Annotated in this window: 27 protein-coding genes; 13 read left to right on the top strand and 14 right to left on the bottom strand. The window is 68.5% G+C overall.

All coding sequences use genetic code 11. From position 1 onward, the window contains the following. Positions 1–16 precede the first annotated feature (16 nt). The 3 genes from AUR65_RS02980 to AUR65_RS02970 are packed head-to-tail and all read right to left on the bottom strand — an operon-like array spanning position 17 to position 1,995. A complete protein-coding gene (locus tag AUR65_RS02980; RefSeq protein WP_058568310.1) occupies positions 17–721 on the bottom strand; it encodes an energy-coupling factor transporter transmembrane component T family protein in 705 nt (234 codons plus the stop codon). Beyond that, a complete protein-coding gene (locus AUR65_RS02975) occupies positions 715–1,416 on the bottom strand; it encodes an energy-coupling factor ABC transporter ATP-binding protein (RefSeq protein WP_058568309.1) in 702 nt (233 codons plus the stop codon). The genes AUR65_RS02980 and AUR65_RS02975 overlap by 7 nt, the downstream gene beginning before the upstream one ends. Then, positions 1,417–1,995, bottom strand: coding sequence for a biotin transporter BioY (locus AUR65_RS02970; RefSeq protein ID WP_058568308.1), 579 nt, complete (start codon positions 1,993–1,995; stop codon positions 1,417–1,419). Between the two features lie 160 nt (positions 1,996–2,155). Between AUR65_RS02970 and AUR65_RS02965 the strand changes: the two genes are divergently transcribed. From AUR65_RS02965 to AUR65_RS02930, 8 genes are all read left to right on the top strand, one after another. After that, a complete protein-coding gene (locus AUR65_RS02965) occupies positions 2,156–2,761 on the top strand; it encodes a hypothetical protein (protein WP_058568307.1) in 606 nt (201 codons plus the stop codon). Positions 2,762–2,882: 121 nt separating this feature from the next. Further along, the gene (locus tag AUR65_RS02960; RefSeq protein WP_058568306.1) at positions 2,883–6,404 is read left to right on the top strand and encodes an LAGLIDADG family homing endonuclease; all 3,522 of its coding nucleotides are present in this window, start codon (positions 2,883–2,885) and stop codon (positions 6,402–6,404) included. A gap of 139 nt (positions 6,405–6,543) precedes the next feature. Beyond that, complete coding sequence (locus AUR65_RS02955) at positions 6,544–7,653, top strand: hypothetical protein (protein WP_084816526.1); 1,110 nt, start codon at positions 6,544–6,546, stop codon at positions 7,651–7,653. A gap of 90 nt (positions 7,654–7,743) precedes the next feature. Then, entirely contained in the window at positions 7,744–8,046 is a 303-nt protein-coding gene (locus tag AUR65_RS02950) for a DUF7854 family protein (protein WP_058568305.1), read from the top strand. Positions 8,047–8,183: 137 nt separating this feature from the next. Beyond that, positions 8,184–8,522, top strand: coding sequence for a DUF7855 family protein (locus AUR65_RS02945; RefSeq protein ID WP_058568304.1), 339 nt, complete (start codon positions 8,184–8,186; stop codon positions 8,520–8,522). Next, positions 8,519–9,493, top strand: a complete 975-nt coding sequence (locus tag AUR65_RS02940; RefSeq protein ID WP_058568303.1) for a DUF7856 family protein — start codon at positions 8,519–8,521, stop codon at positions 9,491–9,493. The genes AUR65_RS02945 and AUR65_RS02940 overlap by 4 nt, the downstream gene beginning before the upstream one ends. Positions 9,494–9,523: 30 nt before the next feature. After that, the gene (locus tag AUR65_RS02935) at positions 9,524–10,432 is read left to right on the top strand and encodes a DUF7857 domain-containing protein (RefSeq protein WP_058568302.1); all 909 of its coding nucleotides are present in this window, start codon (positions 9,524–9,526) and stop codon (positions 10,430–10,432) included. Next, positions 10,429–11,091 (top strand): P-loop NTPase, encoded by a 663-nt coding sequence (locus tag AUR65_RS02930; protein ID WP_058568301.1) that lies wholly within the window; start codon positions 10,429–10,431, stop codon positions 11,089–11,091. The genes AUR65_RS02935 and AUR65_RS02930 overlap by 4 nt, the downstream gene beginning before the upstream one ends. 114 nt (positions 11,092–11,205) lie before the next feature. Here AUR65_RS02930 and AUR65_RS02925 read toward each other — a convergent pair whose 3' ends face one another. Continuing rightward, on the bottom strand, positions 11,206–12,072 hold the full coding sequence (locus AUR65_RS02925; protein WP_058568300.1) for a transcription initiation factor IIB: 867 nt from the start codon (positions 12,070–12,072) through the stop codon (positions 11,206–11,208). 162 nt (positions 12,073–12,234) lie between these two features. Here AUR65_RS02925 and AUR65_RS02920 point away from each other — a divergent pair, with 162 nt between their 5' ends. Then, the gene (locus tag AUR65_RS02920) at positions 12,235–12,756 is read left to right on the top strand and encodes a DUF7858 family protein (protein ID WP_058568299.1); all 522 of its coding nucleotides are present in this window, start codon (positions 12,235–12,237) and stop codon (positions 12,754–12,756) included. Positions 12,757–12,858: 102 nt separating this feature from the next. Here the strand turns inward: AUR65_RS02920 and AUR65_RS02915 are convergent, their stop codons facing one another. The 3 genes from AUR65_RS02915 to AUR65_RS02905 all read right to left on the bottom strand — a co-directional run bounded on the left by AUR65_RS02915 (position 12,859) and on the right by AUR65_RS02905 (position 15,033). After that, complete coding sequence (locus AUR65_RS02915; RefSeq protein ID WP_058568298.1) at positions 12,859–13,602, bottom strand: P-loop NTPase family protein; 744 nt, start codon at positions 13,600–13,602, stop codon at positions 12,859–12,861. A gap of 113 nt (positions 13,603–13,715) precedes the next feature. Then, positions 13,716–14,528, bottom strand: a complete 813-nt coding sequence (locus AUR65_RS02910; protein WP_058568297.1) for a DUF7847 domain-containing protein — start codon at positions 14,526–14,528, stop codon at positions 13,716–13,718. An 88-nt stretch (positions 14,529–14,616) separates the two neighbouring features. Then, positions 14,617–15,033, bottom strand: a complete 417-nt coding sequence (locus AUR65_RS02905) for an HIT family protein (RefSeq protein ID WP_058568296.1) — start codon at positions 15,031–15,033, stop codon at positions 14,617–14,619. A 330-nt stretch (positions 15,034–15,363) separates the two neighbouring features. Here AUR65_RS02905 and AUR65_RS02900 point away from each other — a divergent pair, with 330 nt between their 5' ends. Further along, positions 15,364–15,603, top strand: coding sequence for a helix-turn-helix domain-containing protein (locus tag AUR65_RS02900; protein WP_058568295.1), 240 nt, complete (start codon positions 15,364–15,366; stop codon positions 15,601–15,603). A 174-nt stretch (positions 15,604–15,777) separates the two neighbouring features. Here AUR65_RS02900 and AUR65_RS02895 read toward each other — a convergent pair whose 3' ends face one another. The 5 genes from AUR65_RS02895 to AUR65_RS02875 all read right to left on the bottom strand — a co-directional run bounded on the left by AUR65_RS02895 (position 15,778) and on the right by AUR65_RS02875 (position 18,879). Next, positions 15,778–16,413, bottom strand: a complete 636-nt coding sequence (locus AUR65_RS02895; RefSeq protein ID WP_058568294.1) for a uracil-DNA glycosylase — start codon at positions 16,411–16,413, stop codon at positions 15,778–15,780. Then, the gene (locus AUR65_RS02890) at positions 16,414–16,644 is read right to left on the bottom strand and encodes a DUF7860 family protein (RefSeq protein ID WP_058568293.1); all 231 of its coding nucleotides are present in this window, start codon (positions 16,642–16,644) and stop codon (positions 16,414–16,416) included. A gap of 54 nt (positions 16,645–16,698) precedes the next feature. Then, the gene (locus AUR65_RS02885) at positions 16,699–17,550 is read right to left on the bottom strand and encodes a ribose-phosphate diphosphokinase (protein WP_058568292.1); all 852 of its coding nucleotides are present in this window, start codon (positions 17,548–17,550) and stop codon (positions 16,699–16,701) included. A gap of 60 nt (positions 17,551–17,610) precedes the next feature. Continuing rightward, the gene (locus AUR65_RS02880) at positions 17,611–18,438 is read right to left on the bottom strand and encodes an HVO_0234 family beta-propeller protein (RefSeq protein WP_058568291.1); all 828 of its coding nucleotides are present in this window, start codon (positions 18,436–18,438) and stop codon (positions 17,611–17,613) included. Between the two features lie 96 nt (positions 18,439–18,534). After that, complete coding sequence (locus AUR65_RS02875; protein ID WP_058568414.1) at positions 18,535–18,879, bottom strand: SWIM zinc finger family protein; 345 nt, start codon at positions 18,877–18,879, stop codon at positions 18,535–18,537. Between the two features lie 157 nt (positions 18,880–19,036). Here AUR65_RS02875 and AUR65_RS02870 point away from each other — a divergent pair, with 157 nt between their 5' ends. From AUR65_RS02870 to AUR65_RS02860, 3 genes are all read left to right on the top strand, one after another. Beyond that, positions 19,037–20,167: a tRNA (guanine(26)-N(2))-dimethyltransferase gene (locus tag AUR65_RS02870; RefSeq protein WP_058568290.1), complete on the top strand. Its 1,131-nt coding sequence runs from the start codon at positions 19,037–19,039 to the stop codon at positions 20,165–20,167. 112 nt (positions 20,168–20,279) lie between these two features. Continuing rightward, on the top strand, positions 20,280–21,617 hold the full coding sequence (locus AUR65_RS02865; protein WP_058568289.1) for a YihY/virulence factor BrkB family protein: 1,338 nt from the start codon (positions 20,280–20,282) through the stop codon (positions 21,615–21,617). 3 nt (positions 21,618–21,620) lie between these two features. Next, entirely contained in the window at positions 21,621–22,571 is a 951-nt protein-coding gene (locus tag AUR65_RS02860; protein WP_058568288.1) for a phosphatase PAP2 family protein, read from the top strand. Between the two features lie 85 nt (positions 22,572–22,656). Here AUR65_RS02860 and AUR65_RS02855 read toward each other — a convergent pair whose 3' ends face one another. Together AUR65_RS02855 and glnA are read right to left on the bottom strand one after the other, a co-directional pair. Then, the gene (locus tag AUR65_RS02855; protein ID WP_058568287.1) at positions 22,657–22,851 is read right to left on the bottom strand and encodes a hypothetical protein; all 195 of its coding nucleotides are present in this window, start codon (positions 22,849–22,851) and stop codon (positions 22,657–22,659) included. 175 nt (positions 22,852–23,026) lie between these two features. Beyond that, complete coding sequence (gene glnA, locus AUR65_RS02850; protein ID WP_058568286.1) at positions 23,027–24,397, bottom strand: type I glutamate--ammonia ligase; 1,371 nt, start codon at positions 24,395–24,397, stop codon at positions 23,027–23,029. Positions 24,398–24,470 lie beyond the last annotated feature (73 nt).

Genomic DNA, 24,470 nt, shown 5'->3' with positions numbered 1-24,470 from the left:
AGCGCCCCGGGCGACCTCAGAACGCGAGGCTGGCGAGGAGCACGGCGGCGAGGACGAGTCCGGGCGCGTCGCGCCGGCCGAACCGAATCTCGGGGAGCGTCGGGTTCCACGCGAAACACCGCGCGCGGAGGGCGAGCGCGAGCGCGTCGGCCCGCGCGAACGACCGCCGGAGGCCGCCGGCGGCGACGAGTGAGAGCCGTTCGTCCAGTCGTCTTTCGCTCCCGAGGCGGGCCGCCTGCGCCTCGCGGACGCGGCGCAGGTCGCGGCGGACCAAGGGGAGAAACCGGAAGACGAGGGCGATACTGACGCCGAGCGCGACGCCGACGCGGCCCGGAACGAGCCGCTGAATCGCCGCGCGAGACTCGCGCACGGGCGTCGTCCTGACGTACGCCGCCGCGACGAAGAAGACGAGTAGCACGCGGACGCTGGCGAGCGCCGGTTCGACGGCCGCTTCGGGGTCGAACCACGGCGCGCCGAGGCGGGCAGCCTCGACCAGCGGGCCGAGCGCGAGGAACGGAATCGCGTACTTGAGGTCGCGGAGGGCCGCCACCGGCGACGCGTCGGCGGCGCGGAGACAGCCCGCGGCGACGACGCCGAGGGCGACGAGCCCGGTGGGCGTGGTATGCGCGAACCCGGCCGCCGCGAAGGCGACCTGCACCGCGAGTTTGGTCCGCGGGTCGAGTCGATGGGCGAGGCTGTCGCCCGGTTCGTAGGTCAACACGGCGGGCGAACGTCGAGGTCGGGGAGGCGGTCTGCGGCCTCGTCGGGCGCGGCGTCGAGGGCGACGTCGCCGTCGGCGAGGACGACCACGCGGTCCGCCAGTTCGGCCACGTCGCGCAGGTCGTGCGTGACGACGACGAGGCTCGTCCCCTCGGCGCGGAGGTCGCGGAGGCGCGCGAGCACGGAGCGACGGGCGGGTTCGTCGAGGCCGGTGAACGGTTCGTCCAAGACGAGGTGGTCGGGTCGCATCGCCAGCGCGCCGGCGATGGCGAGGCGTTCGACCTCGCCGCCGGAGAGGGAATCGACGCGCTCGTCTTCCCGGCCGTCGAGGTTGACCGCGGCGAGCGACTCGCGGACGCGGCGGTCGATTTCGTCGCGGTCGAGGCCGAGGTTCTCCGGGCCGAACGCCACGTCAGCGCCGACGGTCGCCGCGACCAGTTGGTCTTCGGGGTGCTGGAACACCATCGCCACCGCGGTCCGGGCGGCGACGAGGTGGTCGGTGACGGACCGGTCGTTGACGGAGACCGAGCCCTCGTCGGGGTCGAGCAGGCCGTTGAAGTGGCGAACGAGCGTGGTCTTGCCGGAGCCGTTCGCGCCCGCGACGATGACGCACTCGCCGTCGTCGATGGCGAGGTCCACGTCATCGACCGCGACCGTGTCGCCGTAGCGGTGGACGAGGCCGTCGACGCGAATCATCTACTGGGCGGCGATGGCGTCGGAGCGGACGATGCCGACCGCGGCGGCGATTTTGAACGCCTCGGCGGGGATGAACGCGGCGGAGGCCGTCCAGAAGGCGGACTCGAGGCCGACGCTCTGGACGTACGCGAAGCCGAGCGTCCCGAAGGCGTAGACGACGACGGTGCCGGCGACCATCGCGCCGACGAGTCGGGCGGTGCTTACGCGGTAGTCGCCGATGTCGACGCCGCCGTGAACGACGAGGCCGACGACGGCGGCCGCGACGGGGTACGACCAGAGGTAGCCGGCGGTCGGACCGACGAGCGGCGCAAGCCCGGCGGAGCCGCCGGCGAACACCGGCGCACCGAGGCCGCCAGCGGCGAGGTAGAGCGCGATGGAGCCGCCGCCCCAGACGGGACCGAGGAAGATGCCCGCGAGGAAGACGACGAGCACCTGCATCGTCACCGGAATCGGCGAGATGGGGTTCGGGAACGAGACGTAACTGCCCGCGCCCATGAGCGCCGCGAACAGGGCGGCGCGGGCGATGTTGCCGACGAGTTCGTCGCCGACGAGTTCGACTGACTCGTGTTCGGTTGCCATGCCCATCGCTGTCTCGTAAACCATGTTTAACTTATCGGTTTACAGAGTGTGTGTGCGGGGTCTGTCCTCGGTCTCGTCGGCCGATTCGAGTCGTCTCTCCGGTGCTCGGCGGCTCTCGGGTCAGCATCATTAAAGACGCTGGACGTGCCATTCTTCGGGTATGGACGAGAAGACCGCCGAACTCCGCGACATCTTCATCGAGGCGACCGGGTCGGACACCGTGACCGAACAGCAGTCCGAGTCGCGCGGGTCGCTCGCCGACGTGGACGACCCCGAAGCGGTCCGCGAGCGCGTCCGCGACACGGTGGTGACGATGCGCGAGCGCTACGCGTTCGACACCGAGTTCGACGACGACACGCTCGTCACGCTCGTCGTCGGCTACTTCGACGGCGACACGGACGCCGACCTCGCGGTCGAACTCGACGCGTCGCCCGAGGCGGTTCGCACCGCTCGGTTCGACCTCCACCTCGTCCGCGACGCCGACCGCGAGTTCCCGTTCGACGCCGACCGCTTCGACAACCTGCTCGTCGACGGCGCGGACGACGAGACCATCGCCGAGACGCTCGACGTGCCCGTCGAAGTCGTCGCCGAGTGCCGCCCCGTCGCCGAGGCGGACATCCGTTCGAGCCGGGCTAACTACCGCTTCCGCGACGAGTTCGCGGAGCTGTTGACCGACGACGACCTCTCGAACCGGATGGCCGAGGACGCCCGCCGCGACGGCCTCCGCGAGGCGACCGAGGACATCGAGACCGACGTGTCGCTGTAGCGGGCGGCCGCTGTGGTCCGTCGGGCCGCGCGAGTCCCGGCGCGCGACCGACCCGTCGGGACGACGGAGGGTCGGCCGAACGACGAAGGTTCTTAACCGATTGGGGACATACCCTTGTGCGATGGCGCAGGCCCCCCAGAACCGAGACCTGACGGAGCGGTTCATCGAGTTCTACCGCAACTACTATCGAGAGGAAATCGGAAAACTCGCACAGCAGTACCCGAAGGAAAAGCGGTCGCTGTACATCGATTACGACGACCTCTATCGGTTCGACGCGGAACTCGCAGACGACTATATCACGAAGCCCGGCCAGTTCCAGGAGTACGCGGAGGAGGCGCTGCGCCTGTTCGACCTCCCCGCGGACGTGAAACTCGGGCAGGCGCACGTCCGGATGCGCAACCTCCCCGAGACGGTCGACATTCGGAACATCCGGGTCAACGACGACCACATCGGGACGCTCATCTCCGTGCAGGGAATCGTCCGGAAGGCGACCGACGTGCGCCCGAAAATCACGGAGGCCGCCTTCGAGTGCCAGCGCTGCGGGACGATGAGCTACATCCCGCAGGGTGACGGCGGCTTCCAAGAGCCCCACGAGTGTCAGGGATGCGAGCGTCAGGGGCCGTTCCGCATCGACTTCGACCAGTCGAACTTCGTCGACTCCCAGAAACTGCGCGTCCAGGAGTCCCCCGAGGGCCTGCGCGGGGGCGAGACGCCGCAGAGCATCGACATCAACCTCTCGGACGACGTGACCGGTAAAGTCACCGCCGGCGACCACGTCACCGCCGTCGGCGTCCTCCACATCGAACAGCAGACCTCGGGCAACGAGAAGACGCCCGTCTTCGACTACTACATGGAGGGCATCTCGCTCACCATCGAGGACGAGGAGTTCGAGGACATGGAGATATCCGACGAGGACGTGGCCGAAATCGTCGAACTCTCGAACGACCCGGCCATCTACGAGAAGATGGTGGAGTCCGTCGCGCCCGCCATCTACGGCTACGAACAAGAGAAGATGGCCATGATTCTCCAACTGTTCTCGGGCGTCACGAAGCACCTGCCCGATGGGTCGCGGATTCGCGGCGACCTGCATATGCTGTTGATAGGGGACCCCGGTACCGGGAAGTGTGTCGACGGTGACACGCGAGTTACGCTCGCCGACGGGCGCGATGTGCCGATTCGAGAGTTGGTCGAATCGAACCTCGACGACCCGAAACCCATCGACGACGGCGTCTGGGACACCGCGGACTTCACCGTCCCGTCGCTCGGCCCCGACGGAACGCTCACGCCGCGTCAGGCGACGAAAGTCTGGAAGCGAGAGGCCCCGGACCGAATGCTCCGTATCCAGACGAACACCGGCCGCGAAATCGAGGTCACTCCCTCCCATCCGCTGTTCACCCGGAGCGACGGGCTGACGACTGCGGTCAGGGCGGACGGCCTAACCGAAGGAGAGTTCCTCGCGGCACCGCACTCGCTTCCGGCGACGGGTCGGGACGAACTCGACGTCGACTTCCGCCGGTCGAAGTCGCACAACGCGATTCGACTCGAACTCCCAGACGAGTGGGAGCCCTGGCTCGCTCGGCTCGTCGGCTACATCGTCGCTGAGGGGTACGTCGAACAGCGCGACGATGCGACCGGGTACGTCTCCGTCACGAACAACGACCGCGAAGTGCTCGACGACGTGGCAGACGCATTCGACCGTCTCGGCGTCAACTACTTCGAGCGGTCCCCGCACGAAGGAAAGTGCGCACGTGAGGTCATCTGTGGGTCCGGCGAGCTCGTTAGCTTCCTCAAAAACCTCTCCCCGACGCTCTTGGCGGGCTCGGCCGAGCAACGAATCCCGGAACAGCTCATGTCGGCGAGTGCGAACACCGGCCGAGCGTTCCTCCGCGCGCTCATCGAAGGCGAAGGTCACGTCTCGGCGAGCCAACGAGAGATAACGGTCGCCTCGATGAGTCGCGGACTCCTCGAAGACGTTCGGACGCTCCTGCTCACCGCTGGTATCCGGTCGCAACTGCGCCCACGACACAACGGGAGCTACCGGCTCCGAATCAGCGGCGACGACTTCGAGACGTACGTCGACGAAATCGGATTCGTAACCGAACGGAAATCGCTCGCAACCGCCGAATTCGTGGGAACCAACGGGAACACGAACACCGACTTGATTCCCGCCGGCGGAGAGCTTCGGGAACTCCGCGAGGCGCTCGGGCTCACGCAGGCCGAGTGTGGCCTTCCGCGGTCGACGTACCAGCACTACGAGCGAGGCGACCGTAACCCGAGCCGCGGAAGCCTCTCCCGCGTCGTCTCGGCGTTCGAAGATGCACTACAGAGCCGAGACGGCGAAGAGGCACGAGCGGTCGCTGATGGGGGTCACTCGGTTGCAGACCGCGTCTCTGAGCTCCGGTCGCTCGTTGACGGCAACGTCGCTTGGGAGCGGATTCAGTCGATAGAGCGCGTCGAACCCGCCGAAGAGTGGGTGTACGACCTCGAAGTCGAAGGGACCCACAGCTACGTTTCCAACGGGCTCGTCTCGCACAACTCCCAGATGCTGTCGTACATCCGCCACATCGCGCCCCGCTCGGTCTACACGTCCGGTAAGGGTTCGTCCTCGGCGGGTCTCACCGCCGCCGCCGTCCGCGACGACTTCGGCGACGGCCAGCAGTGGACGCTCGAAGCCGGCGCGCTCGTCCTCGCGGACAAGGGTATCGCGGCGGTCGACGAGCTGGACAAGATGCGGCCCGAAGACCGCTCCGCGATGCACGAGGGGCTCGAACAACAGCAGATTTCGGTCTCCAAGGCCGGCATCAACGCGACGCTCAAGTCGCGGTGTTCGCTCCTCGGCGCGGCGAACCCGAAGTACGGCCGCTTCGACCAGTACGAGCCGATTGGCGAGCAGATAGACCTCGAACCCGCGCTCATCTCCCGGTTCGACCTCATCTTCACGGTCACGGACGACCCCGACCCCGACGAGGACTCCAAGCTCGCGGACCACATCCTCAAGACCAACTACGCGGGCGAGCTGAACACCCAGCGGACGAACGTCGCCAACTCCGAGTTCACGGAACAGCAGGTCGACGCCGTCACCGACGAGGTCGCGCCGACCATCGACGCGGACCTGTTGCGCAAGTACATCGCCTACTCGAAGCGCACCTGCTACCCGACGATGACCGACGAGGCGAAGCAGGTCATCCGCGACTTCTACGTGGACTTCCGCGCCCGCGGTGCCGACGAGGACGCGCCCGTCCCCGTCACCGCCCGGAAGCTCGAAGCGCTCGTCCGCCTCGGCGAGGCGTCCGCCCGCGTCCGCCTCTCGGACAAGGTGACCCGCGAGGACGCAGAGCGCGTCACGGGCATCGTCGAGTCCTGCCTGCGCGACATCGGTATGGACCCCGAGACCGGGGAGTTCGACGCCGACATCGTGGAGACGGGTCGCTCGAAGACCCAGCGCGACCGCATCAAGAACCTGCTCGAACTCATCCGCACCATGCAGGAGGAGTACGAGGAGGGCGCGCCCCACGACGAGGTCCTCGAACGCGCCAACAGCGAGCTGAACATGGACGAGAAGACGGTCAACGACCAGCTTGACAAGCTCAAGATGAAAGGCGACATCTACGAGCCCCGCGGCGACGTGTACCGCGCGACCTGAGCCGTCTCCCCGATTTTCCGACTGTCACGAACGCCGTACTGTCTCGAACTCTGTACTGTCACGACGAGCGGACGTTCTCGAACGCGTGTCGTTTATTTTCACCAACAGTCCTATGTAATCTGAGAGTCATGTAGTACGTATGAATCGTCGAGCGTATCTGGCGGCCGCGGGCGCACTCTTCGTCGCGGGGTGTTCGTCGGCGGACGGCGGGGAGACGACGACCGAGGAGCCGACGACCACGACCACGACGACTGCCACGCCGACGCCGACGGACACGCCGACCCCGACTGCAACCGAGGAGCCGACGACGACCGAACCCGCGACCGAGACGACGACGGAAGAGCCGGACAGAGTGGACCGCATCCTCGGACTCGCGGCGGAGGACCTCGACGCCGCGGTCGAGGAGTTCGCGTCCGCGGCGGGCGACGACGGCGGGTTCCACGACCTGAACGCCACGACGCAGTTCTCGTTCGAGGACGACGCGGCGTCGCTGTACCTCGCGCGCGGCCACTTCAACACGCTCGACCAACTCGACAAGACCGCCGCCCAGCGAGCGCGCCTCGGTCGTCTCCGACGGGCGTTCTGGTTCCTCTGGTGGACGGGCAAGACCCACGAGAACGCCAACCAGGCGTTCTACCGCACCAACAACGCGGTGTCCAGACTGTACGGTGAGGAGTTCAACCGCATCGACACGCAGGTCCAACAGATAGCGGAGGCGCTCGAACCCGTGCGAGACACGTTCGACAGTTTAACGAAGGAGTCCGACGCCGACTCGCTCGACGAACTCACCGCCCTCGAACCGGCGGACTACGGCCGGAAAGTGGATTTCTTCGAGCGGGAAATCGGGCAGTTCGACGCCTTCGCCGACGACATCGTCTCGTTCCGCGACGCCATCCGGCGGTTGCAGGACGGGTTCGACGAGTATCTCGGCGAGAGCTACGGCGACGCCACCGGGTCGTTCTTCCGGGCGATGAGCGCGTTCGAGGACGTGAACGCGCGGGTCTCGGAACGCGACCCCGTGGCGGCCATCGACGGCCACTCCGAGGAGTTCGCCTGCCTCACCGACGCGATGGCACGAGCCAGCGAGATTCTCGACGAGGCGGCGACGGCGGGCGACAACGACATCCCCGAAAAGCAGACCAGCCTCGAAAGCGAGGCCCGCGAGGCCTTCGCGGACTGCGACCTCGTGGCGGAACACTTCACCTTCGTCGCCGACTTCTTCGAGGAGTTACCGGACGAGCGGCCGTGAGACGGGTGCGTGACTCGTGATGCCGCTCGCGGTTCTCCCGCGCGGAACCGACGAACTTAGTGGAGCGTGCGGCGACGGAACAGACGACCGATGGACCGAATCTCCGCCATCCGTAACATCGAAGACGCCATCCGCGACCTCGAATCGGGCGACGCGGACCTCGCCAGCACCGAGCGGCGCGTCGTGACCGTCCTCCGGACGTTCGCGACGGAGTTCGAAGACGACGCCGGGGACGGGACGCTCGACGCGTGGACGGCCGTCGGCGACGACCGCGCGGAGGGACTCGTCGTCCTCGCCGCCGACGAGGCCGACGCGCAGAGTCGGGTCAGAGACCTGCTCGACGAGGCGACCGGTGACGCCGACGACGTGACGTTCTCGGTCGAGCGCGTCTGAACCGGACCGCGGGGAGATACGGATACGGATTCGGGCCGACGCCACGAACCCACCGTCGTCGCCCGCCGGTGACAGTCAGCTGACGCGAGAGCGCCGCTGTCGAACGATTTTTCTCCCGACTCCGTGACCGACCGTGCGTGCTGTTGGTCGTGACCTACTCGCAGGCGGCGCGGACGACGCTTCGGAACATCTGTCGGACCCACGACGAGGTCGTGGTCCGCCGACTGGGTCGCGCCGCGCTGTTCGACGAGACGGAGTTGGCCGCCTTCCTCGCGCTTCGGCTTCGGGAGAAACACGACGAGGCCGTGCAAATCGAGCGAACCGAACCGTTCAACGAGTTCGCGGCGGTCCCCGATGCGGTCCGCGAGGCCGCGGCCGCCTACGAGGACCGCGAGTCGCCGGCGACGCCGTACAGCAAGTTCGCTTCGGGAACCGACCACCCCTCGGCCGCGGAGATGAAGCGCCGCGAGCTATGAGGCTTCGACTCCCCGACGGTTCCGTCCACGAGGGGGCGGCTATCGACCTCGCCGGCGACTCGCTCGCGGTCGGCGTGGACGAGGTCGTCGCCGCGATACGGGCGGACGAGGAGGCCGACGCGACGGGCGCGCTCCGAATCGACTGCCCGCCGCCCGGCCCCGGCCACGACCGACTCAGTAGAGTTCCCGTCTCGAAGCCGACACCGTCCCGCGGCTGGCTTCTCGCGGCAGTCGGTCGGTCCCGCGGACTTCGCTCCCCCGTCGCCGACGACCTCGACCGACTCGAAGCGAGACTCGCCGAGCACCGCGACCGTGCGGCCGAGGAGTCGGCAGGAGACGAACGCGAGCGCGCCGACACGTCCGCGGCCGCGCTCCGCGAGGCCCGTCGCCGGGTCGCCGCCGCCGGGGCAGACGAATCCAGGCTCAGAGAGCGCGTCGCGACCCTCCGCGGACGGGTGAACGCCCACCGCGACGCCGGCGACGACGAGGCGACCGCGGCGGCGCGCGACGAACTCGTGGAGGTCGCGACCGAACTCTCCGAGGTCGAAACCGAACGCGTCGCGGCCGAACAGCGACTCTCGGCGCTCGAACGGGCGGCCCGAAGCGAGCGCGACAGCCGGGAGGCGCGACTCAAACTCGAAGACGCGGTCGAGAACCGCCGCCGCGAGGCGCGGGCGCAGTTCGCGGCCGAACTCGGCGCGGAGTTCGAGGCGGCGCTTCGGGACCTCGAATCGCTCCCGGCGGCGGCCGAATCGGCCGATTCTCCGGCCGGTTCCTCGTCGGAGTCGAGTGACCTCGAAGCCGACCCCGTCGCACGCGCGCTGGCCGCCGTCCGCCTCGCCGACTTGTCCGCGCCGGTCGTCCTCTCGTGCGGTTGGTTCTCGGACGCCGAGGCCGCGGCGAACTGGCTCGGCGTGCCGGTCGTTCGGTGCCGCCCGTCAGACGGTCGGGCGGACCACACCGGGCGTTGATTTATATACGAAGTGGCGGCCAACCCCGCCATGCACTCCGATATCGACGTGACCGCGGACGACGGCGTCGCCCTCGTCTCGGTCCGGGTCGACAACGACGCGCCGGTCGCCCGACGCGTCAGGCTTCGAAACCGCCTCGACGGGCCGGTGCTCCCACCGCGTCGCGCCGGCGTCCCCGAACCCGGGTGGGACGACGACGGGTTCGAAGGCGTCGTTCCCGCGGGTTCGACGGTCGCGCTCGGCTACGCCGTTCCCCTGTCGCCGCCGACCGTCGGGGACGCCGCGACGGACCGCGAGGATTCGACCGACTGCGACGGCGTGGCCGACGACTTCGACGCCCGCCCCGAACGCGCGGTCGACATCGACGTGCTCGGCCGCGCCCACGAGGCGGCGCAGTCAGCCAATTCGACGCCCGACGACGCGGTTCGGTCGCTCGGCTCGGCGCGGCCGCCGGCCGATGCGGTCCCCGTCTCTTCCGACTCGTCGCCGACGACAGTCGAGTCGGCGATGTCCGAGCCGATTTCCGACGCGACGAGCGACGCGTCCGATGAGGTGCGCCGCGCGCCGCACCCGGAGTCGGCACGCCCGACGCCCGCCGAACGCTCCGAACCGTCCAAACCGTCCGAACAGGCGACGGACGCCGACGTGTCCGCGGCGGTCAGAAGGCGCGAGGCGAGTGGTCACGAGACAGATGAGTCACTCGAAGCAGACCCGCTCGCGGCGTTCGAGCGTCGCATCGACCTCGCCGAGCGGTTGGACGGCGCGTCGGTCGCGGACGCCGCGGCGACGCTCTCGGAGGCCGCGGTCGGCGTCGAGGCGCTCGAATCGCTCGGTTCGGACCGGGCGCGGCTTCGCCGGCTGGCGGCGCGCGCGACGGCGCTCGCGGACCGCGCGGCCGACGCCGACCCCGACGCGGACGCGCTCCGGAGGCTCGCGTGATTCTCGCGGTCGTCTCCGGGAAAGGCGGCGTCGGGAAATCGACCCTGTCGTTCGAACTCGCGGCGGAACTGGGGGCGGTCGTCGTGGACGCCGACCTCGGGATGGCGAATCTCCCGTACGCGGCCGGTCCCGACCTCCACGACGTGCTCGCGGGGCGCGCCGACCCGCTCGAAGCCGTCCGCTCGGGCGGCCCGGTCTCTATTCTCCCGTGCGGGCGGACGCTCGCCGGTGCACGCGCGGCCGACGTGCGCCTCCTCGCCGACGCGCTTCACGCGGTCGAAGCGGCCTACGGCGACGTGGTCGTGGACTGCCCCGCAGGGATGCGCGCTGACGCCGGCGTCCCGCTCACCATCGCCGACGCCTGCGTCGTGGTCGCGTCGCCGAAGGGGTACGCGCTGGCCGACGCGGTTCGGACGCGGGAACTCGCGCGCGAACTCGGGTGCGGACTCGCCGCCGTCGCGGTCAACCGCGTCGTCGACGAGGTGCCGCTCGACGCCTTCGCCGACGTGCTCGGCGCACCGGCGACGGAGATTCCTGCGGACTCCCGACTGGCCGAGGCAGTCGAGCGGTTCGACCCGGTCGTCGCGTCGTCGCCTGAGAGCCTTCCCAGTACTCGGATTCGGGAACTCGCGGACGCGGTTCGCGTCTGCGGCCGGTAGAAACGTCGTCTCGTTTTCGGTCCGTTCGCGCGACAGCAGGTCAGTTCTCGCTTCGTCGCTTCGGCTTCGTTTTCGGTCAGCGAGCCGTCGCGGCCACAGTCTGCGGTGTCTGTCTCACTCGCGGAGCGCCACGTACGTCTTGCGGAGCGTCACGGGCGTCACGTCGGCCACGTCGGCGGCCTCGGCCTGCGTGCAGTCCTCGCCGCGGTCGCGAGCCGCGGTGTAGAGACACGCGGCGGCGACGCCGCAGGGGTTCTTGCCGCCCACGAGACCCTCGTCGCGGGCGTCGGCGACGTACTCGCGCGCCCGGCGCTCGGTGTCGCTGTCGAGGCCGAGTTTGGTCGCGAACCGCGGCAGGTACTCGGTCGGGTCGGCGGGCGCGACGGGCAGGCCGAGGTCGCGGTTGAGCGCGCCGTAGGCCGCTTGGTGCTCCGATTCCGTGGCCTTCGACACGTCGCAGACTTCCTCGACGCTCCGGGAGACGCCGGCGACGCGGCAGGCGGCGTAGACGCAGGCCGCGGCGAACCCTTCGAGCGAGCGACCGCGCAGGAGGTCCTCGTTCTGAGCGGACTCGAACAGCGAGCACGCCTGGTCGCGGATGTGGTTCGGGAGCGACAGCGCGCTCGTCACGCGGCGAATCTCGGTGAAGGCGTACACCTGATTGCGCTCGCGCTTGGTCGAGATGCGGGCGCGGTTGTGCTGGCGGCGCATGCGGGCGAACTGCCGGCGCTTGCGGCCCTTGATACGCGTCGAGCGGCCGATTTCGGTCGACAGGCCGCGGTCGTGGCGCGAGCGGGTGAGCGGCGCGCCGGTGCGGGCGGGGTTGCGGTCGTCGTCGGCGAAGGAGCGCCACTCGGGGCCGTGGTCGATGCGGTACTCCGAGACGACGAGGCCGCAGTCGGTACAGACCGTCTCGCCGGCTTCGAAACCGAGGTGTCCGTCGCATTCTGGGCAACCCTGGGGGGAACGTGCTTCACTCATCACAATTGAAAATTGGTCGCGAACGGGTATTTAAACACGGGACGAAACGGGGGTAAAACGCCGATTCCGACCGATAGAGCCTACCGGTAATCGGTAGGTTACAGACTCAAATTTGATATTGATTAGGAACGCTTTTACTCGATAGGTGCGGACCACCGAGCGATGGGGCTGTCGGATATCGCCGCCGCGTTAGAGACGACGACGACTGAACAGCGTTCGCGCTGTGTCCCGACTGTCGACGACACCGGTGTTTCCCTCCGCGAGCGCTTCGAGGCGCACGCAGACGCGCTCCCCTGTGCGCCTGCGGCCGCGGAGCGGGTTGTCGAAGCACACGGGTCGGGCACGTCAGTCGGCGAGAGCGCGCGCGACGCAGGCGTCGCTCCGGTCACGGCGGCGAAAGTCTTGCACCGTTGCGGCGAAGCGGGCGTGAATCCCCTCGCACCCGAGGCGCGACGCATCGTCCGCGATTGGATCGACGGACGAGTCTCGCGCGCCGACGCGCTCGCGCTCACCAGCGCCGAGCCGTCGGAGTTCGCACTCGCGACGTACGTCGAGACGCACGACCCCATCGACCCCCTCGTCGAAGCCGTCGAGGGCGCGCTGACCGACCGCACCGACGCGGCCGTCGCGAAGCGCGACTCGCTGGCCGAGACCATGAGCTCGGTCACCGACATGCAGTTCTGACACGGGACACGCCTCCCCACTTCCCGTTTTCACGCTCCCGAGCGGCGGCGCTCGCGAGCCGTCTGTCTCGCCGCTCGAAGCCCGGTCGGCTCCCGTCGCCGTTCAGCGACGGACGTACTCACCGACCGAGGTGAGCACCCCGCCCGCGGCCGTCACCGAGTCGAGTTCGACGTCGAGGAGAACCTCCGCGACCGCGGCGACGCTCGCCGCGAGGTCGGCGTCTTCGCGGCACGCCGGGGCGTCGGCGATGTCGCTCGCCTCGGTTTCGGGAACGACCACGTCCGCGTCGCCGAGCGCGCCGAACGTGGAGACGACCGCGTCGATGTCGGCACCGATGTCGGCGGCGCGCGCGCTGAGCCGACCGACGGCGTCGGCACCGCGGTCCGTGGCGGGCGCGACGAGCGCGACCTGGTCGCAGGCCGCCGCCGCGGCGACCGTCTGGTTCGACGCGAGGAGCGGCGCGTCGACGAGGACGTGGTCGAAGTTGTCGGCGGCCTCGGCGATGCGGCCCTCGAACGCCCGCGCGGCGTCGGGCGTCATCGCCCGCGCGAGTCGCTCGAAGGGGGCCGCGGCCGGGCAGACGGCGACGCGTCCCGCCGCGTCGGTCTCGAAGTCGACCAGTCCCGATTCGAGCGGCACGTCAGCGGCGTCGGTGACGAGCGCGGTCGCGTCGGGGTCGAGCGGCCCCGAGACGTAGTCGGAGAGGCCCTGCGTGGCGAACGCCGCGTCGAGGACGGCCACGTCGCGGCCGTCGGTCGCGAGCGCCGCCGCGAGTTCGAGGGTCAGTCGGGTCGTGCCCGCACCGCCGGTGGCACCGACGAGCGCGGTGGTGGTGGGAATCGACATACCGCGACTGGTCGGGTGCTCAGATTAATAGCTTCGGTCGCCCGGAGTTGGTGTCGCCGGAGGACACTATTCAGCTCGGAGAGATGATGTGAGCGCGGCGACCGACCTCGCGGCTACGCCGACCACTCGCCGTCCGTCTCCGGCCCCGCGCCCGGCGCGGCGTCCGTGCAGGCACGGTAGAAACAGACCTTGTACGTCCGGCTGACGAGCGTGGTGACCGTCGAGCCGACGGCCACGACGGCGATATCGACCGCGGACATCGGCGCTTGGACCGCCGTCACCGCGCCGGCGAGAGTGGTCGCCCCGTCGAGGGTGACGAGCCAGACGACCGGCAGGTCGACGACCGAGGTCACGGCGGTCGCCACGACCGCGTAGCCGACGACGTGCCGGAGATTGCCGAAGACGAAGTCGACGCTGCGGCTGAGCGACCCGCCCGCGGTCTTCCCGTCGAGGACGACGGCGGTGTCGAAGAAGGTGAAGACGTAGACGATGGCCATCAGGGCGACGCCGGCCACGCCGAGCGCACCGAGTTCGACGAGCGTGAGGCTCGCGGAGCCGTTCAGCACCGCGTTGAATCGGTCGAACCCGATGTAGCCGAGGACGCCGCCGCCGACGACCATCGCGACGACGACCACGACGAGCCCGGCGAGGAGCGTCGCACCGAGCAGGCTGACGTAGTAGCGCTGTGCCGCGGTCGTCGCGCGCAGGTCGGTGTCTGAACCGGGGCGCGCGCCGTCGGCGACGGTGTAGAACGCGCCGGTGAGCGCCGGCACGGCGAGGAGTTGAAGCAGCGAGCCGACGGCACCGGTCGGCCCGGAGGCGTTGTTCAACGCGCCGATGAGCCCGAACGCGAGGGCGAACGCGACGAGCACCGGCGTCTCGGTGACGATTCGGAGGGCCGTTCGAAACGATTGGAGGACTGTCACGACAGCTGGTACTCGCGGCGGCCCTATGTGTTTTTATATCGACACGTTTAGCGAAGAAGAAGGAGAGCCGGCTGGAGCGAGACCCGATTTAGCCCGAGATGGCCGCCTCGATATCGGCCAGTTCCTCGTCGGAGAGGTCGGGTCGCTCGCCCGCGACGGCGTGGATGGGACTGCCGCCGTCGCCCTCGAACCGCGGGACGATGTGGACGTGGACGTGGTCGACTTCCTGGCCGGCGGCGGGGCCGTTGTTGATGCCGACGTTCGTCGCGTCGGCGTCGACCGCCGCTTCGACGCGCGGGACGAGGTCGTTCACGGCGGCGAAGAGGTCGGCGGCCGCGTCGGCCGGGACTTCGTCGAGTCGGGCGTGGTGCTCCTTCGGAACGACGAGCGTGTGGCCGGGCGCGAGCGGGTTGGCGTCGAGGAACGCAAGCGTGTGCTCGGTCTCGTGGACGATTCGGCCGGGGATGTCGCCGTCGACGATGGCGCAGAAGATGCAGTCGGACATACGTGGCACGTCGATTGGCGAGGAAAAGAAAGTTCGGACCGGTCCGTGCGTACCGTCTCGTCTGCTAGTTGTCTCGTCTGTCTCGCTGTTGGCACAGGTGGAACGCGTCGCCCCAACGTCTCCCCGTCGATTGGCGGGGACTCGTCTGTGTGAGACACAATTGCACGCAATCGCAACTGCAATCGACTCTCGATTGCGCAATCGCCGGCGACTGTCCAGACAAATCACTTCAGATTGCGCGCAATTCCCTCCCGAATTGCGCAATATGTCTTCCGAATTGCGCAATAATATGTGTTTATATTCAACAAGCACGCCTATAAAATTGGACACATGAGCAACACAGACTCGCAACCGCGGAAAAAGGACGGCCAGTTTACCACCCGGATGAGTCTCGAAGACGTCCTCGCCGGAATGACTGTCTACGAACCGTATACTGCTAGTGAACTCGGGGACAAACTCGGCCTGCCACGTACGACGACGAATTACTATCTCAACCAACTCCACAACCAAGGCGAGGTCCAGAAAAAGAAGTTCCACGCGACTCGGGTCGTGTGGATGAAGACACCCTGACCAGACTACCGGTCGTCTCGCAGTAAACTATCGCTCGGTAAGTCCCGACGAAGCGTTCGATTAGGATGCCGACACTTGGTTGGCCTGATGCCTCTCGACTGACGTGCCAGTCTGACTCCGAGACGAGTTGCAACGCACTCCTAGTAGACGCCAACTACTGTCTGTCCCGGAGGGCTATCGCTCGGGCAACAGCGCCGCCAACGTTTCCAGATACTCGTCTAACTCGTAGCCGAGTCGGGAGAGCCACACGTCGCGGTAGGAAGGGTGCAAAAGCGGGACCACGGTGTAGCCGAACCGCTCGCTCTCGACGGGTTCGAGGACGGTATCGAGGAACCCGTCCAGCGAGGTGTCGTCGAGCGCGAGGACGCTTTCGGTCGCGTGGCGGCCGGTCGGGACCACCACGTCGGGGTCGACGGCTTCGAGTTCGGCGACGAGGTGGTCGCGGCAGTTCGCCTTCTCGGCGGCCGTGGGCGCGCGGTTCGACCCCTCGCCGTCCGAGGGGAAGCACTTGACCGCGTTCGTGTAGAAGACGCCCGACTCGTAGCCGACGGCGGCCATCGTCTCGCGGATGCGGCGGCCCGAGTGCCGGGCCGTGTAGGACATTCCGGTCCAGTTGCCGCCCCGCCAGCGGTCGGCGTCGGGGTTGCCCGCGCCCGGCGCTTCGCCGACGACCATCACGGTCGCGTCGTCGGGGCCGACGCCCCACGAGATTCGGTTTCGGCACTCGACGAGCGCCGGACAGCGCGCGCAGTCGGGTTCGAGGACGAGCGTCTCGTCGTCGTCGGGGAACCGCGGGTCGGCGTCGGCCATCTACTCCGTGAGCGGGAGCACGATGCCGAAGATAATCGGCGAGAACAGAACCAGCGCGATGCCGATCCACTCGGCGTCGAAAAACAGCGTGCGCTCCCAACCGGGGATGGAACCGCCGCTCATGGCGAGGGCGACTTTCGCGCCGACAGCGCCGAACAGGAACAGCGCGAGCCCCAGTCCGAGGCCGGTCTTAGTCATCCGCGGGTAATCGATGTCTCCGTAGCGTCCCATGTTACTCCGAGATACGGGGACTGGGAAAACCGTTTCGAGAGACTGTGTGGTCTGTTACCGTTCGAGTTCGTCGGCGAGGGCGGGCGCGACGGACACCTCGCTCACGTCGCGTTCGATGGTGTCGGTGCCGACGACGCGCTCGATACCGGCGCGTACGAGTTTCGTGCGGGCGTTGCGAGCGAGCAGCGGGTGGACGGTCGCACAGAAGACGCGCTTCGCGCCGCCGTCGGCGAGGACCCCGACCGCCTCGCTCATGGTCGACCCGGTGGCGATGATGTCGTCGGTGATGACCACGTCGCGGCCCGCGAAATCGGCGTCGCTCGGCGTGATTTCCACGTCGGTCCCGGAGTGGCGCACCTTCTCGAAGTAGTCGGTCTCGCCCTCGCCGTAGGCGTCGCGGACGGTCTCGGCGATGTCGATGGCCCCCGAGTCGGGTGACAGAAACAGCGGGTCGTCGAGTTCCGGGAGCGGTTCGGCGAGTCGCCCGGCGGCGTCGACGATATCGACGGGCACGTCGAAGAAGTCGGCGACGGCATCCTCGTGGGGGTTGACGAGCACGACGCGGTCGGTCGTCGTGCTGACGGCGCGGGCGACCGCGCGGGCCGAAATCGGGTGGCCGGCCTCGAACGCCTTGTCCTGTCGCGCGTAGCCCATGTACGGGATGACCGTCGTGACCGCGGACGCGCCGGCCTCGCGGACGGCGTCCTGCAGTTGGAGCAGTTCGACGTAGGCGTCGTTGCTGGCGGTGCTGGCGACGATGGTGGCGGCGTCGGCGTCGAAACCGGGGACCGCGGCCAGCGTCTCGCCGTCGGGGAAGCGGTCGTACTCGACGGCCGCGAGCGACTCGCCGAGTTCGGCGGCGAGCGCGGCCGCGAGTGCCTGGGAGGATGCGCCGGGTACGAGCATACCCGTTCGTCTCTCGTGGGGGGTAAAACCGCTTTTCGTTGTGTTCAGCCCCGTCGTGTGTCAGCGAACCGCGACGCCGACCGTGTCTAACCCGAGCACCTGCGTCCGCCAGTCGCCCCCGGTCAGCCGAACGCAGAAGCTCCCCGCGTCGGTGACGGCGTAGGCGGCCCGAGCGTCGTGAGCGAGCGCGACGACCGTCTCGTCCAGCGGAATCGGTGCGTCGTCCCACGCGCCCGCTTCGTCGTCGCGCGCGACGACGCCGTCAGGCCCGACCGCGTGGGCGCGGCCGTCCGGCATCGACGCGACCGCCGAAAACGACCCGTCGAGCGCGTCCATCCAGCCGTTGCCGAGCGCGTACAGTCCCGAGTCGGTCGCGGCGAGCGGGGTCCCCGAGTCGCCGCCGAGGCGGCCCGCGGGGTCGGACACGTCGTTCACGTCGTCCAGGCCGACGTGCGAGAGACCGTCGTCGCCGACGCGGTAGACGCCGTCTTCGGCCGCGACGAGGCTCCCGTCGAGGGCGCGGACCGACTCGACCTCGCCGAGGTCGGTCCACCCGGACTCGTCGAAGCGGGCGACGCGCCCCGCATCGTCGGCGGCGACGACGCGATTGCGGTGGAAGCCGACGGCCGTCGCGGGGCCGAAGTCGAGTTCGTGGTAGTCGTCGCTCTGCACGAGTAGCACGTCCTCGTCGGTAGCGACGGCGACTTCTCCGGGCGACCCGGCGGCGTCACGCGCGGTACACCGGTGGTCGACGCGGAAGCCGCCGACGAGGTCGTCGGACACGTCGACGGTCACGACCCCGACGCCGGCGGCGACGTACGCCGTCTGCTTGCCGGACTTGTCCGCGTACACCCGCTTTTCGTCGATAGAGAGGTCGAAATCAGCCATCCGTTGGCCCGAGGTTCGCGGCGGGGTTCGGAAAGGATTGTGGTCGTTCCCGCGGCGCGGCGACGGACCGAACGGGGGCGCGGCCGAGACGTGTGATTACAGAAATTCCCGCACGTCGGAGTACCACATGTCGTGGTGGTCGAGTTCGTCGAGCGCCTCGGCCACGTCGACCGCGAGGACGTGCCAGCAGCGCTCGCCCTCGTCGGGGTCGAGGTTGTACTGGGAGTCCTTGCAGGTACAGCCGCGGTCTTCGACCACGTACTCGTCGTCGTAGCCGACGACCACGTCGAAGTCGCGGTAGCGCTTCACCCGTCGCTCGGAGACGGCCTCGATGGCCGTGACGCCCCGGTCGCCGTGGGCGTCGACGATGGCCTGCACGATTTTCGGCGAGAGCCGCCCGGTCTCCGCGAGCGCCGCTCGCCAGTCGTCGGCCGGGTCCACGCCCCCGAGTTCGTCGGTGGCGGTGAAAACGCATTCGATGCCGCAGGGTGGACCGACCGCCGCAACCGCGTCGCGCAATCGCGTCGCAATCGCGTCGTACAACCGCATCGCACAATCGCATCGCAACCGGTTTCCGCCCGCGCGGGCGACTGCGGGTATGCACGTGAGCGAGGGAGGCGTCGAAATCGAGGTTCCCGACGCCCGCGACGGGGCGTCAGCGGGGACCGGCGACGATGTCTTCTACAACCCCACACAGGAGTTGAACCGGGACATCACCGCGGCCGTCCTCCGCGCCTTCCGCGAGCGCGAACCCCGCGCCGAGAGCTACCTCGACGCGATGGCCGCCTCGGGCATCCGGGGCGTCCGCGCCGCCGCCGAGGGCTACGACGTGACCTGCGCCGACCTCGACACCGACGCCGTCGAACTCGCCCAGTCGAACCTCGACCGCGCCGGCAACGGCGGCGAGGCGGTCCACCGAAACGCCAACGCCCTCATGTACGACTCCGTCTTCGACGTGGTCGACCTCGACCCCTTCGGCACGCCGATGCCCTTCGCGGACCCCGCCTTCGCCAACACCCGCGACCTCGTCTGCGTCACCGCCACCGACACCGCCCCGCTGTGCGGCGCACACCAGAAAAGCGGCATCCGGAAGTACGGCTGTCTCCCGCAGAACACCGACTACCACCCCGAGATGGGCCTTCGGACCCTCCTCGGCGCGATGGTCCGCACCGCCGCCCGCTACGACAAGGCCGCCGTCCCGATTCTCTCGCACGCGACGCGCCACTACGCGCGGGCGTATCTCGAACTCGACGAGCGGGCGACGAAGGCCGACGAACTCCTCGAATCGACCGGCTTCGTCTACCACTGCGAGGACTGCCTCCACCGCGAGGCCGAGCACTCGCTCATCGCCCACCCGCCCGAGGCGTGCGCCAACTGCGACTCGACCCGGATTCTCGAAGCCGGCCCCATCTGGCTCGGTCCCGTCTCCGAACCGGCGTTCGCCGAGGCTGTCCGCGACGAGGTGACAGAGGACTTCGGCACCGCGAAACGCGCTCGCAAACTCCTCGACACGCTCGCGGTCGAACTCGACACGCCGACCCACTTCGACCAGCACCGCCTCTGTAAGCTCTGGGGACGCTCGGCCTCGAAGATGGAGACGTTCCTCGAAACGCTCCGCGACGCCGGCTACGACGCCACCCCCGCGCACTACCACGGCACCGCGTTCAAGACCGACGCGACGGTCGCGGAGATTCGCGAGGCGACCGCCGCGCTCGACCCTGAATCCTGAGAACGACCCCTTGGCCCGAGCGGCCCGAACCCGAGCAACCGCCCCCCGGAACCGCCTCATGCCACCGCATCGGCGGGTAGCTTCTTTGTCTCCCGTGTCGTTTCGGTGATACGTGAGCGCCAAGATTCGAACCGTCGTCCCTCTCGCGCGGGCCGTCGTCGACACGATTCGGGAGAAGGAAATCTCGTTTCTCGCGGCCAGCATCTCGTACTACGCGCTCGTCTCGCTGATTCCGCTTCTCGTCCTCGGCGTCGTCGTCGCCACCGCGGTCGGCGGCGCGGAGTTGCAGGCGCAACTCCAGACGCTCGTCGAGCAGTACCTCGTCCCGACCGGACAGGACCTCGTCGAGGAGGCCCTCACGGACCGGACCGGACAGGGAAGCGTCGGGGCGGTGAGCCTCGCGTTGACGGTCTGGGGCGCGCTGAAGCTCTTTCGCGGCCTCGATATCGCCTTCTCGCGCATCTACGGTTCGGAGGCGGGCGGCCTCCTCGACCAGCTCCGAGACGGTACCATCGCCCTCGCCAGCATCGGCGTCGGCACCATCGGCGTCGCGGTGCTGACCGCGCTCCTCGGCCTCCTCGACGTGCCGTTCCTCCAACTGCTCTCGCCGCTCCTGTTGCTGCTCACGCTCTGTGCGGCGTTCTTCCCGCTGTACTACGTCTTCCCCGACGCCGACCTCTCGCCGCGGCAGGTCGTTCCGGGAACCATCTTCGCGGCCGTCGGTTGGACCGTCCTCGGTGTCGGCTTCGGTATCTACGCGTCTGTGGCCGGCGCGTCAGTCGCGGGCGCGCTCGGGACGCTCCTGTTGCTCGTGACGTGGTTCTACTTCTCGGGGCTCATCCTGCTTTCCGGCGCGGTCGTCAACGCGGTCCTCGCGGGGGTCGGCGGCGACGCGTCGCCCGGAGAACCGCGTGACCCGCCGGGGGGACCGCCCGGAGTGGACCGGCAGGTACAACATACGGGAGGCCGACATGACGCTCGTACGGATATGAGCGACGACCGAGGTGACACCGATGGGCCGCGGACGGAGGACACCGGCGACGCGGAGACCGGCGCGTCCGTCTCCCCGCGCGGCGCTCCCGACATCGAGGAGCTGGAATCGCAGGTCGAGGAACTCCGAGCCGACCTCGACGCGTTCGAGGACGACGTGACGGACCGGACGGTCGAAAAGCCCAAGCTCGAAGCCGAGCTGAAGCGCTACGTCCGCCGCCGGATGCGCCGCGGCAAGGCCCGCGGTTGGGGTCCCTACCTCGTGCTCGGCTACGGCGTCGTCCTCACGCTCGGCGCGTTCTACTACCTCCAGTCGGACCTCATCGCGGTCGTCGCCATGCTCATCATCTTCCTGTCGACGCTCGGGCTCTACGTCCTGTTCGTCATCTTCGGCATCGGCCTGAACGCGCTCGGCCTCCCCGGCCGCGCCGTCGACGCGGTCCGCGAACGTCGAAGCTAACCGATGTACCTGCAGACCCGTGGCGTCGGTGAGACGGTGCTCGCGGACGCGCCCGACGCGCTCGTCTTCCTGTTCGGCCTCGTCACCCAACTCGGCGACCAGTGGTTTTTCTTCGTCGCGTTCACGTCGCTGTACTGGCTCTGTCGGCCTCGAATCACGGCGCGCCCGCGGCGGACCGCGGCCTCTTTCGTCGGCCTCGCGCTCGGGTCGCTGGCGCTCGTCACCGCGCTGAAAGTCGGCTTCGCCCTGCCGCGACCGCCGACCGCGGCCGTGGCCGACGCCCCTGCGTGGCCGTCGCCGCTTTCGGACCTGTTCGTCTCGTTCACGACCGACGACGGCTTCGGCTTCCCGAGCGGCCACGCCCTCGGGACGACCGTCGTCTACGGGGCCGCGGTCTCGCTTCTCGACCTGTGGGACCGTCGCCGCCGACTCGTCGCCGCGGCGGTCGTCGTCGGCACCGTCTCGCTCTCGCGGGTCGTCCTCGGCGTCCACTACGGCGTCGATATCGTCGTCGGCGTCCTCCTCGGCCTCGGCTTCCTGAAGGCGGTCTTTTCTGTCGCCGCCGCGGACGACCCCGACGCCGCCGGTCACCTCGACCCGGCGCGCCTGTTCGCCATCGCGGCCGGTCTGAGCGTTATCGCGCTCGCGGTGGTGACCATCACGGGTGTCCCCGGACACACAGAAAACGCCGCGGCGGCCCTCGGCGGGTCGGTCGGCGGTCTCGTCGGCTGGACGCGACTCGCCGACCACGAGTCGCTCTCGACGCTGTCGCCGCCGGTCGCGCTCGTCGCGTTCCTCGGTGCGGGCGGCCTCTGGGTCGGCGTCGACGTAATCGACGCCTCGGTCCCGGTGACGGTGCTCGCCACCGCGGCGGTGGTCGCGTTCATCCTCGTCGCGCCGAAGTTACAGGGCCGACTTGGGCTCGGAAACGGAGCAACCCAGCGCGCCGACTGATTGACTGACTGACTGACTGACTCGTTGGCCGTCACCGACGGCGCGACTGACACCTCTCTGTTCCGACTGCGACGATTCTGCCCGCTCACAACCCGGCGAGCTTTGCGAGTCCGACGGCGACGAAAATACCGCCGAGAAATCTGAAGGCGACGCCGCCGGTCTCGGACGACCGCGCCCCGTCCGTCACCGGGCCGAACCGCCGGGCGAACCGCATGTCCTCAGAGAAAACGAACAGGACGAGCCCGAACGCGACGAACGCGAGGTCAGAGACGAGCGACATTCGCGCGTCGCTACGGGACGGGGGCACGTAGACCCTCGGCCGCGAGTCGGTCGCGGTTCGGCTACTGCCGGAGGCGGATGACTCTCGTTTGGTCTCTGTGTGGCGCTGTCGTCGTCGCCGTTGCTCTCCGGCGAGCGAGCGCGAAAGAAAAATCGGTGTTAGGCGTGCGCGACGGTTAGAACGTCTCGAGGTACCGGTCGAGTTCCCACTGGGAGACGTCGACGAGGTAGTCCTTGAACTCGGAGCGCTTGGCTTCGACGAACTTCTCGAAGACGTGGTCGCCCAGGGCGTCCTGGATGACTTCGTCCTCTTCGAGGGCGTCGACTGCGCCGCCGAGGTCCTTCGGGAGCGTCTCGATGCCGTACTCTTCGCGCTTCTCCTCGTCGAACTCGTAGATGTTCTCGCGGACCGGGTCGGGGCAGTCGAGGTCCTTCTCGACGCCGTCGAGACCGGCGTGGATGAGCGCGGCGAACGCGAGGTACGGGTTACAGGACGGGTCGGGGAAGCGGGCCTCGATACGCGAGGCGGCCGGCGTGCGGGCGGCCGGCTTGCGGATGAGCGCCGAGCGGTTGCGGTCGGACCACGCGATGTAGACCGGCGCTTCGTAGCCGGGGACGAGGCGCTTGTAGGAGTTGACTGTCGGGTCGGCGACGGCCGTGATTGCGGGCGCGTGGTCGAGGATGCCCGCGACGAAGCTCTTGGCCGTGTCGCTCAGGTCGAACTCGTCGTCGCCGTCGTGGAACGCGTTCTCGCCGTCCTGGAACAGCGAGATGTGGGTGTGCATGCCGGAGCCGTTGATACGCGGGATGGGCTTGGGCATGAACGTCGCGTGGAGGTCGTGTTCGGCCGCGATGGCGCGGACGACGGACCGGAAGGTGGCGACGTTGTCGGCCGTCGAGAGGGCGTCGTCGTACGTGAAGTTAATCTCGTGCTGGCCCTCGGCGACCTCGTGGTGCGAGGCTTCGATGTCGAAGCCCATGCTTTCGAGACCGTAGATGATGTCGCGGCGCACGTCGGACGCGAGGTCCTTCGGGGCGAGGTCGAAGTAGCCGCCGGCGTCGTTCGTGACGGTCGTCGCGCGGCCGTCCTCGTCTTCTTCGAACAGGAAGAACTCCGGTTCGGGGGCGACGTTCACGTCATAGCCCATCTCCTCTGCGCGCTCGATGGCGCGCTTGAGGACGCCACGCGGGTCGCCGCTGAAGGGCTCGCCGGTGGACGTGTTGAACACGTCACAGATGAGGCGGCCTGCGGCGCTGTTTTCCTTCTTCCGCCACGGGAGGACGGCGAACGTCGACGGGTCGGGCTCGAGGCGCATGTCGGACTCCTGAATGCGCACGAAGCCGTCGATGGAGGAACCGTCGAAGTAGATACCCTCGGTGAACGCCTTCTCGGCCTGCGAGGCCGGGATGGAGACGTTTTTGACCGTTCCAAGAATGTCGGTGAACTGGAGTCGGAGGAAGTCGACATTCTTCTCTTCGATCTCGTCGATGACTGCCTGTGCCTCGTCGCTCAGGCCGCCGTCGGTGAGTGCGTTGTCTTCCGTCATTTTCCTGAACACGCGATTCGAACACCCGCACTATAAAGACCTTTCCGCTTAATGCAATTCCCCGCGGCTTGCC

The sequence above is a fragment of the Haloferax marisrubri genome, assembly GCF_001469875.2.
GTDB classification, from domain to species: Archaea; Halobacteriota; Halobacteria; order Halobacteriales; family Haloferacaceae; genus Haloferax; species Haloferax marisrubri.
The sequence above is the reverse complement of the archived record's forward strand: the minus strand, read 5'-3'. Positions and strand labels throughout refer to the sequence as shown.

Coding starts and splice junctions, on each gene's coding strand:
- AUR65_RS02890 (WP_058568293.1), bottom strand. CDS start 16,644: ATGGGACGCTACGGAGACATCGATTACCCGCGGATGACTAAGACCGGC.
- AUR65_RS02905 (WP_058568296.1), bottom strand. CDS start 15,033: ATGTCCGACTGCATCTTCTGCGCCATCGTCGACGGCGACATCCCCGGC.
- AUR65_RS02880 (WP_058568291.1), bottom strand. CDS start 18,438: ATGGCTGATTTCGACCTCTCTATCGACGAAAAGCGGGTGTACGCGGAC.
- AUR65_RS02870 (WP_058568290.1), top strand. CDS start 19,037: ATGCACGTGAGCGAGGGAGGCGTCGAAATCGAGGTTCCCGACGCCCGC.
- AUR65_RS02920 (WP_058568299.1), top strand. CDS start 12,235: ATGGGGCTGTCGGATATCGCCGCCGCGTTAGAGACGACGACGACTGAA.
- AUR65_RS02885 (WP_058568292.1), bottom strand. CDS start 17,550: ATGCTCGTACCCGGCGCATCCTCCCAGGCACTCGCGGCCGCGCTCGCC.
- AUR65_RS02950 (WP_058568305.1), top strand. CDS start 7,744: ATGGACCGAATCTCCGCCATCCGTAACATCGAAGACGCCATCCGCGAC.
- AUR65_RS02915 (WP_058568298.1), bottom strand. CDS start 13,602: ATGTCGATTCCCACCACCACCGCGCTCGTCGGTGCCACCGGCGGTGCG.
- AUR65_RS02960 (WP_058568306.1), top strand. CDS start 2,883: ATGGCGCAGGCCCCCCAGAACCGAGACCTGACGGAGCGGTTCATCGAG.
- AUR65_RS02860 (WP_058568288.1), top strand. CDS start 21,621: ATGTACCTGCAGACCCGTGGCGTCGGTGAGACGGTGCTCGCGGACGCG.
- AUR65_RS02925 (WP_058568300.1), bottom strand. CDS start 12,072: ATGAGTGAAGCACGTTCCCCCCAGGGTTGCCCAGAATGCGACGGACAC.
- AUR65_RS02895 (WP_058568294.1), bottom strand. CDS start 16,413: ATGGCCGACGCCGACCCGCGGTTCCCCGACGACGACGAGACGCTCGTC.
- AUR65_RS02940 (WP_058568303.1), top strand. CDS start 8,519: ATGAGGCTTCGACTCCCCGACGGTTCCGTCCACGAGGGGGCGGCTATC.
- glnA (WP_058568286.1), bottom strand. CDS start 24,397: ATGACGGAAGACAACGCACTCACCGACGGCGGCCTGAGCGACGAGGCA.
- AUR65_RS02965 (WP_058568307.1), top strand. CDS start 2,156: ATGGACGAGAAGACCGCCGAACTCCGCGACATCTTCATCGAGGCGACC.
- AUR65_RS02970 (WP_058568308.1), bottom strand. CDS start 1,995: ATGGCAACCGAACACGAGTCAGTCGAACTCGTCGGCGACGAACTCGTC.
- AUR65_RS02855 (WP_058568287.1), bottom strand. CDS start 22,851: ATGTCGCTCGTCTCTGACCTCGCGTTCGTCGCGTTCGGGCTCGTCCTG.
- AUR65_RS02975 (WP_058568309.1), bottom strand. CDS start 1,416: ATGATTCGCGTCGACGGCCTCGTCCACCGCTACGGCGACACGGTCGCG.
- AUR65_RS02935 (WP_058568302.1), top strand. CDS start 9,524: ATGCACTCCGATATCGACGTGACCGCGGACGACGGCGTCGCCCTCGTC.
- AUR65_RS02900 (WP_058568295.1), top strand. CDS start 15,364: ATGAGCAACACAGACTCGCAACCGCGGAAAAAGGACGGCCAGTTTACC.
- AUR65_RS02955 (WP_084816526.1), top strand. CDS start 6,544: ATGAATCGTCGAGCGTATCTGGCGGCCGCGGGCGCACTCTTCGTCGCG.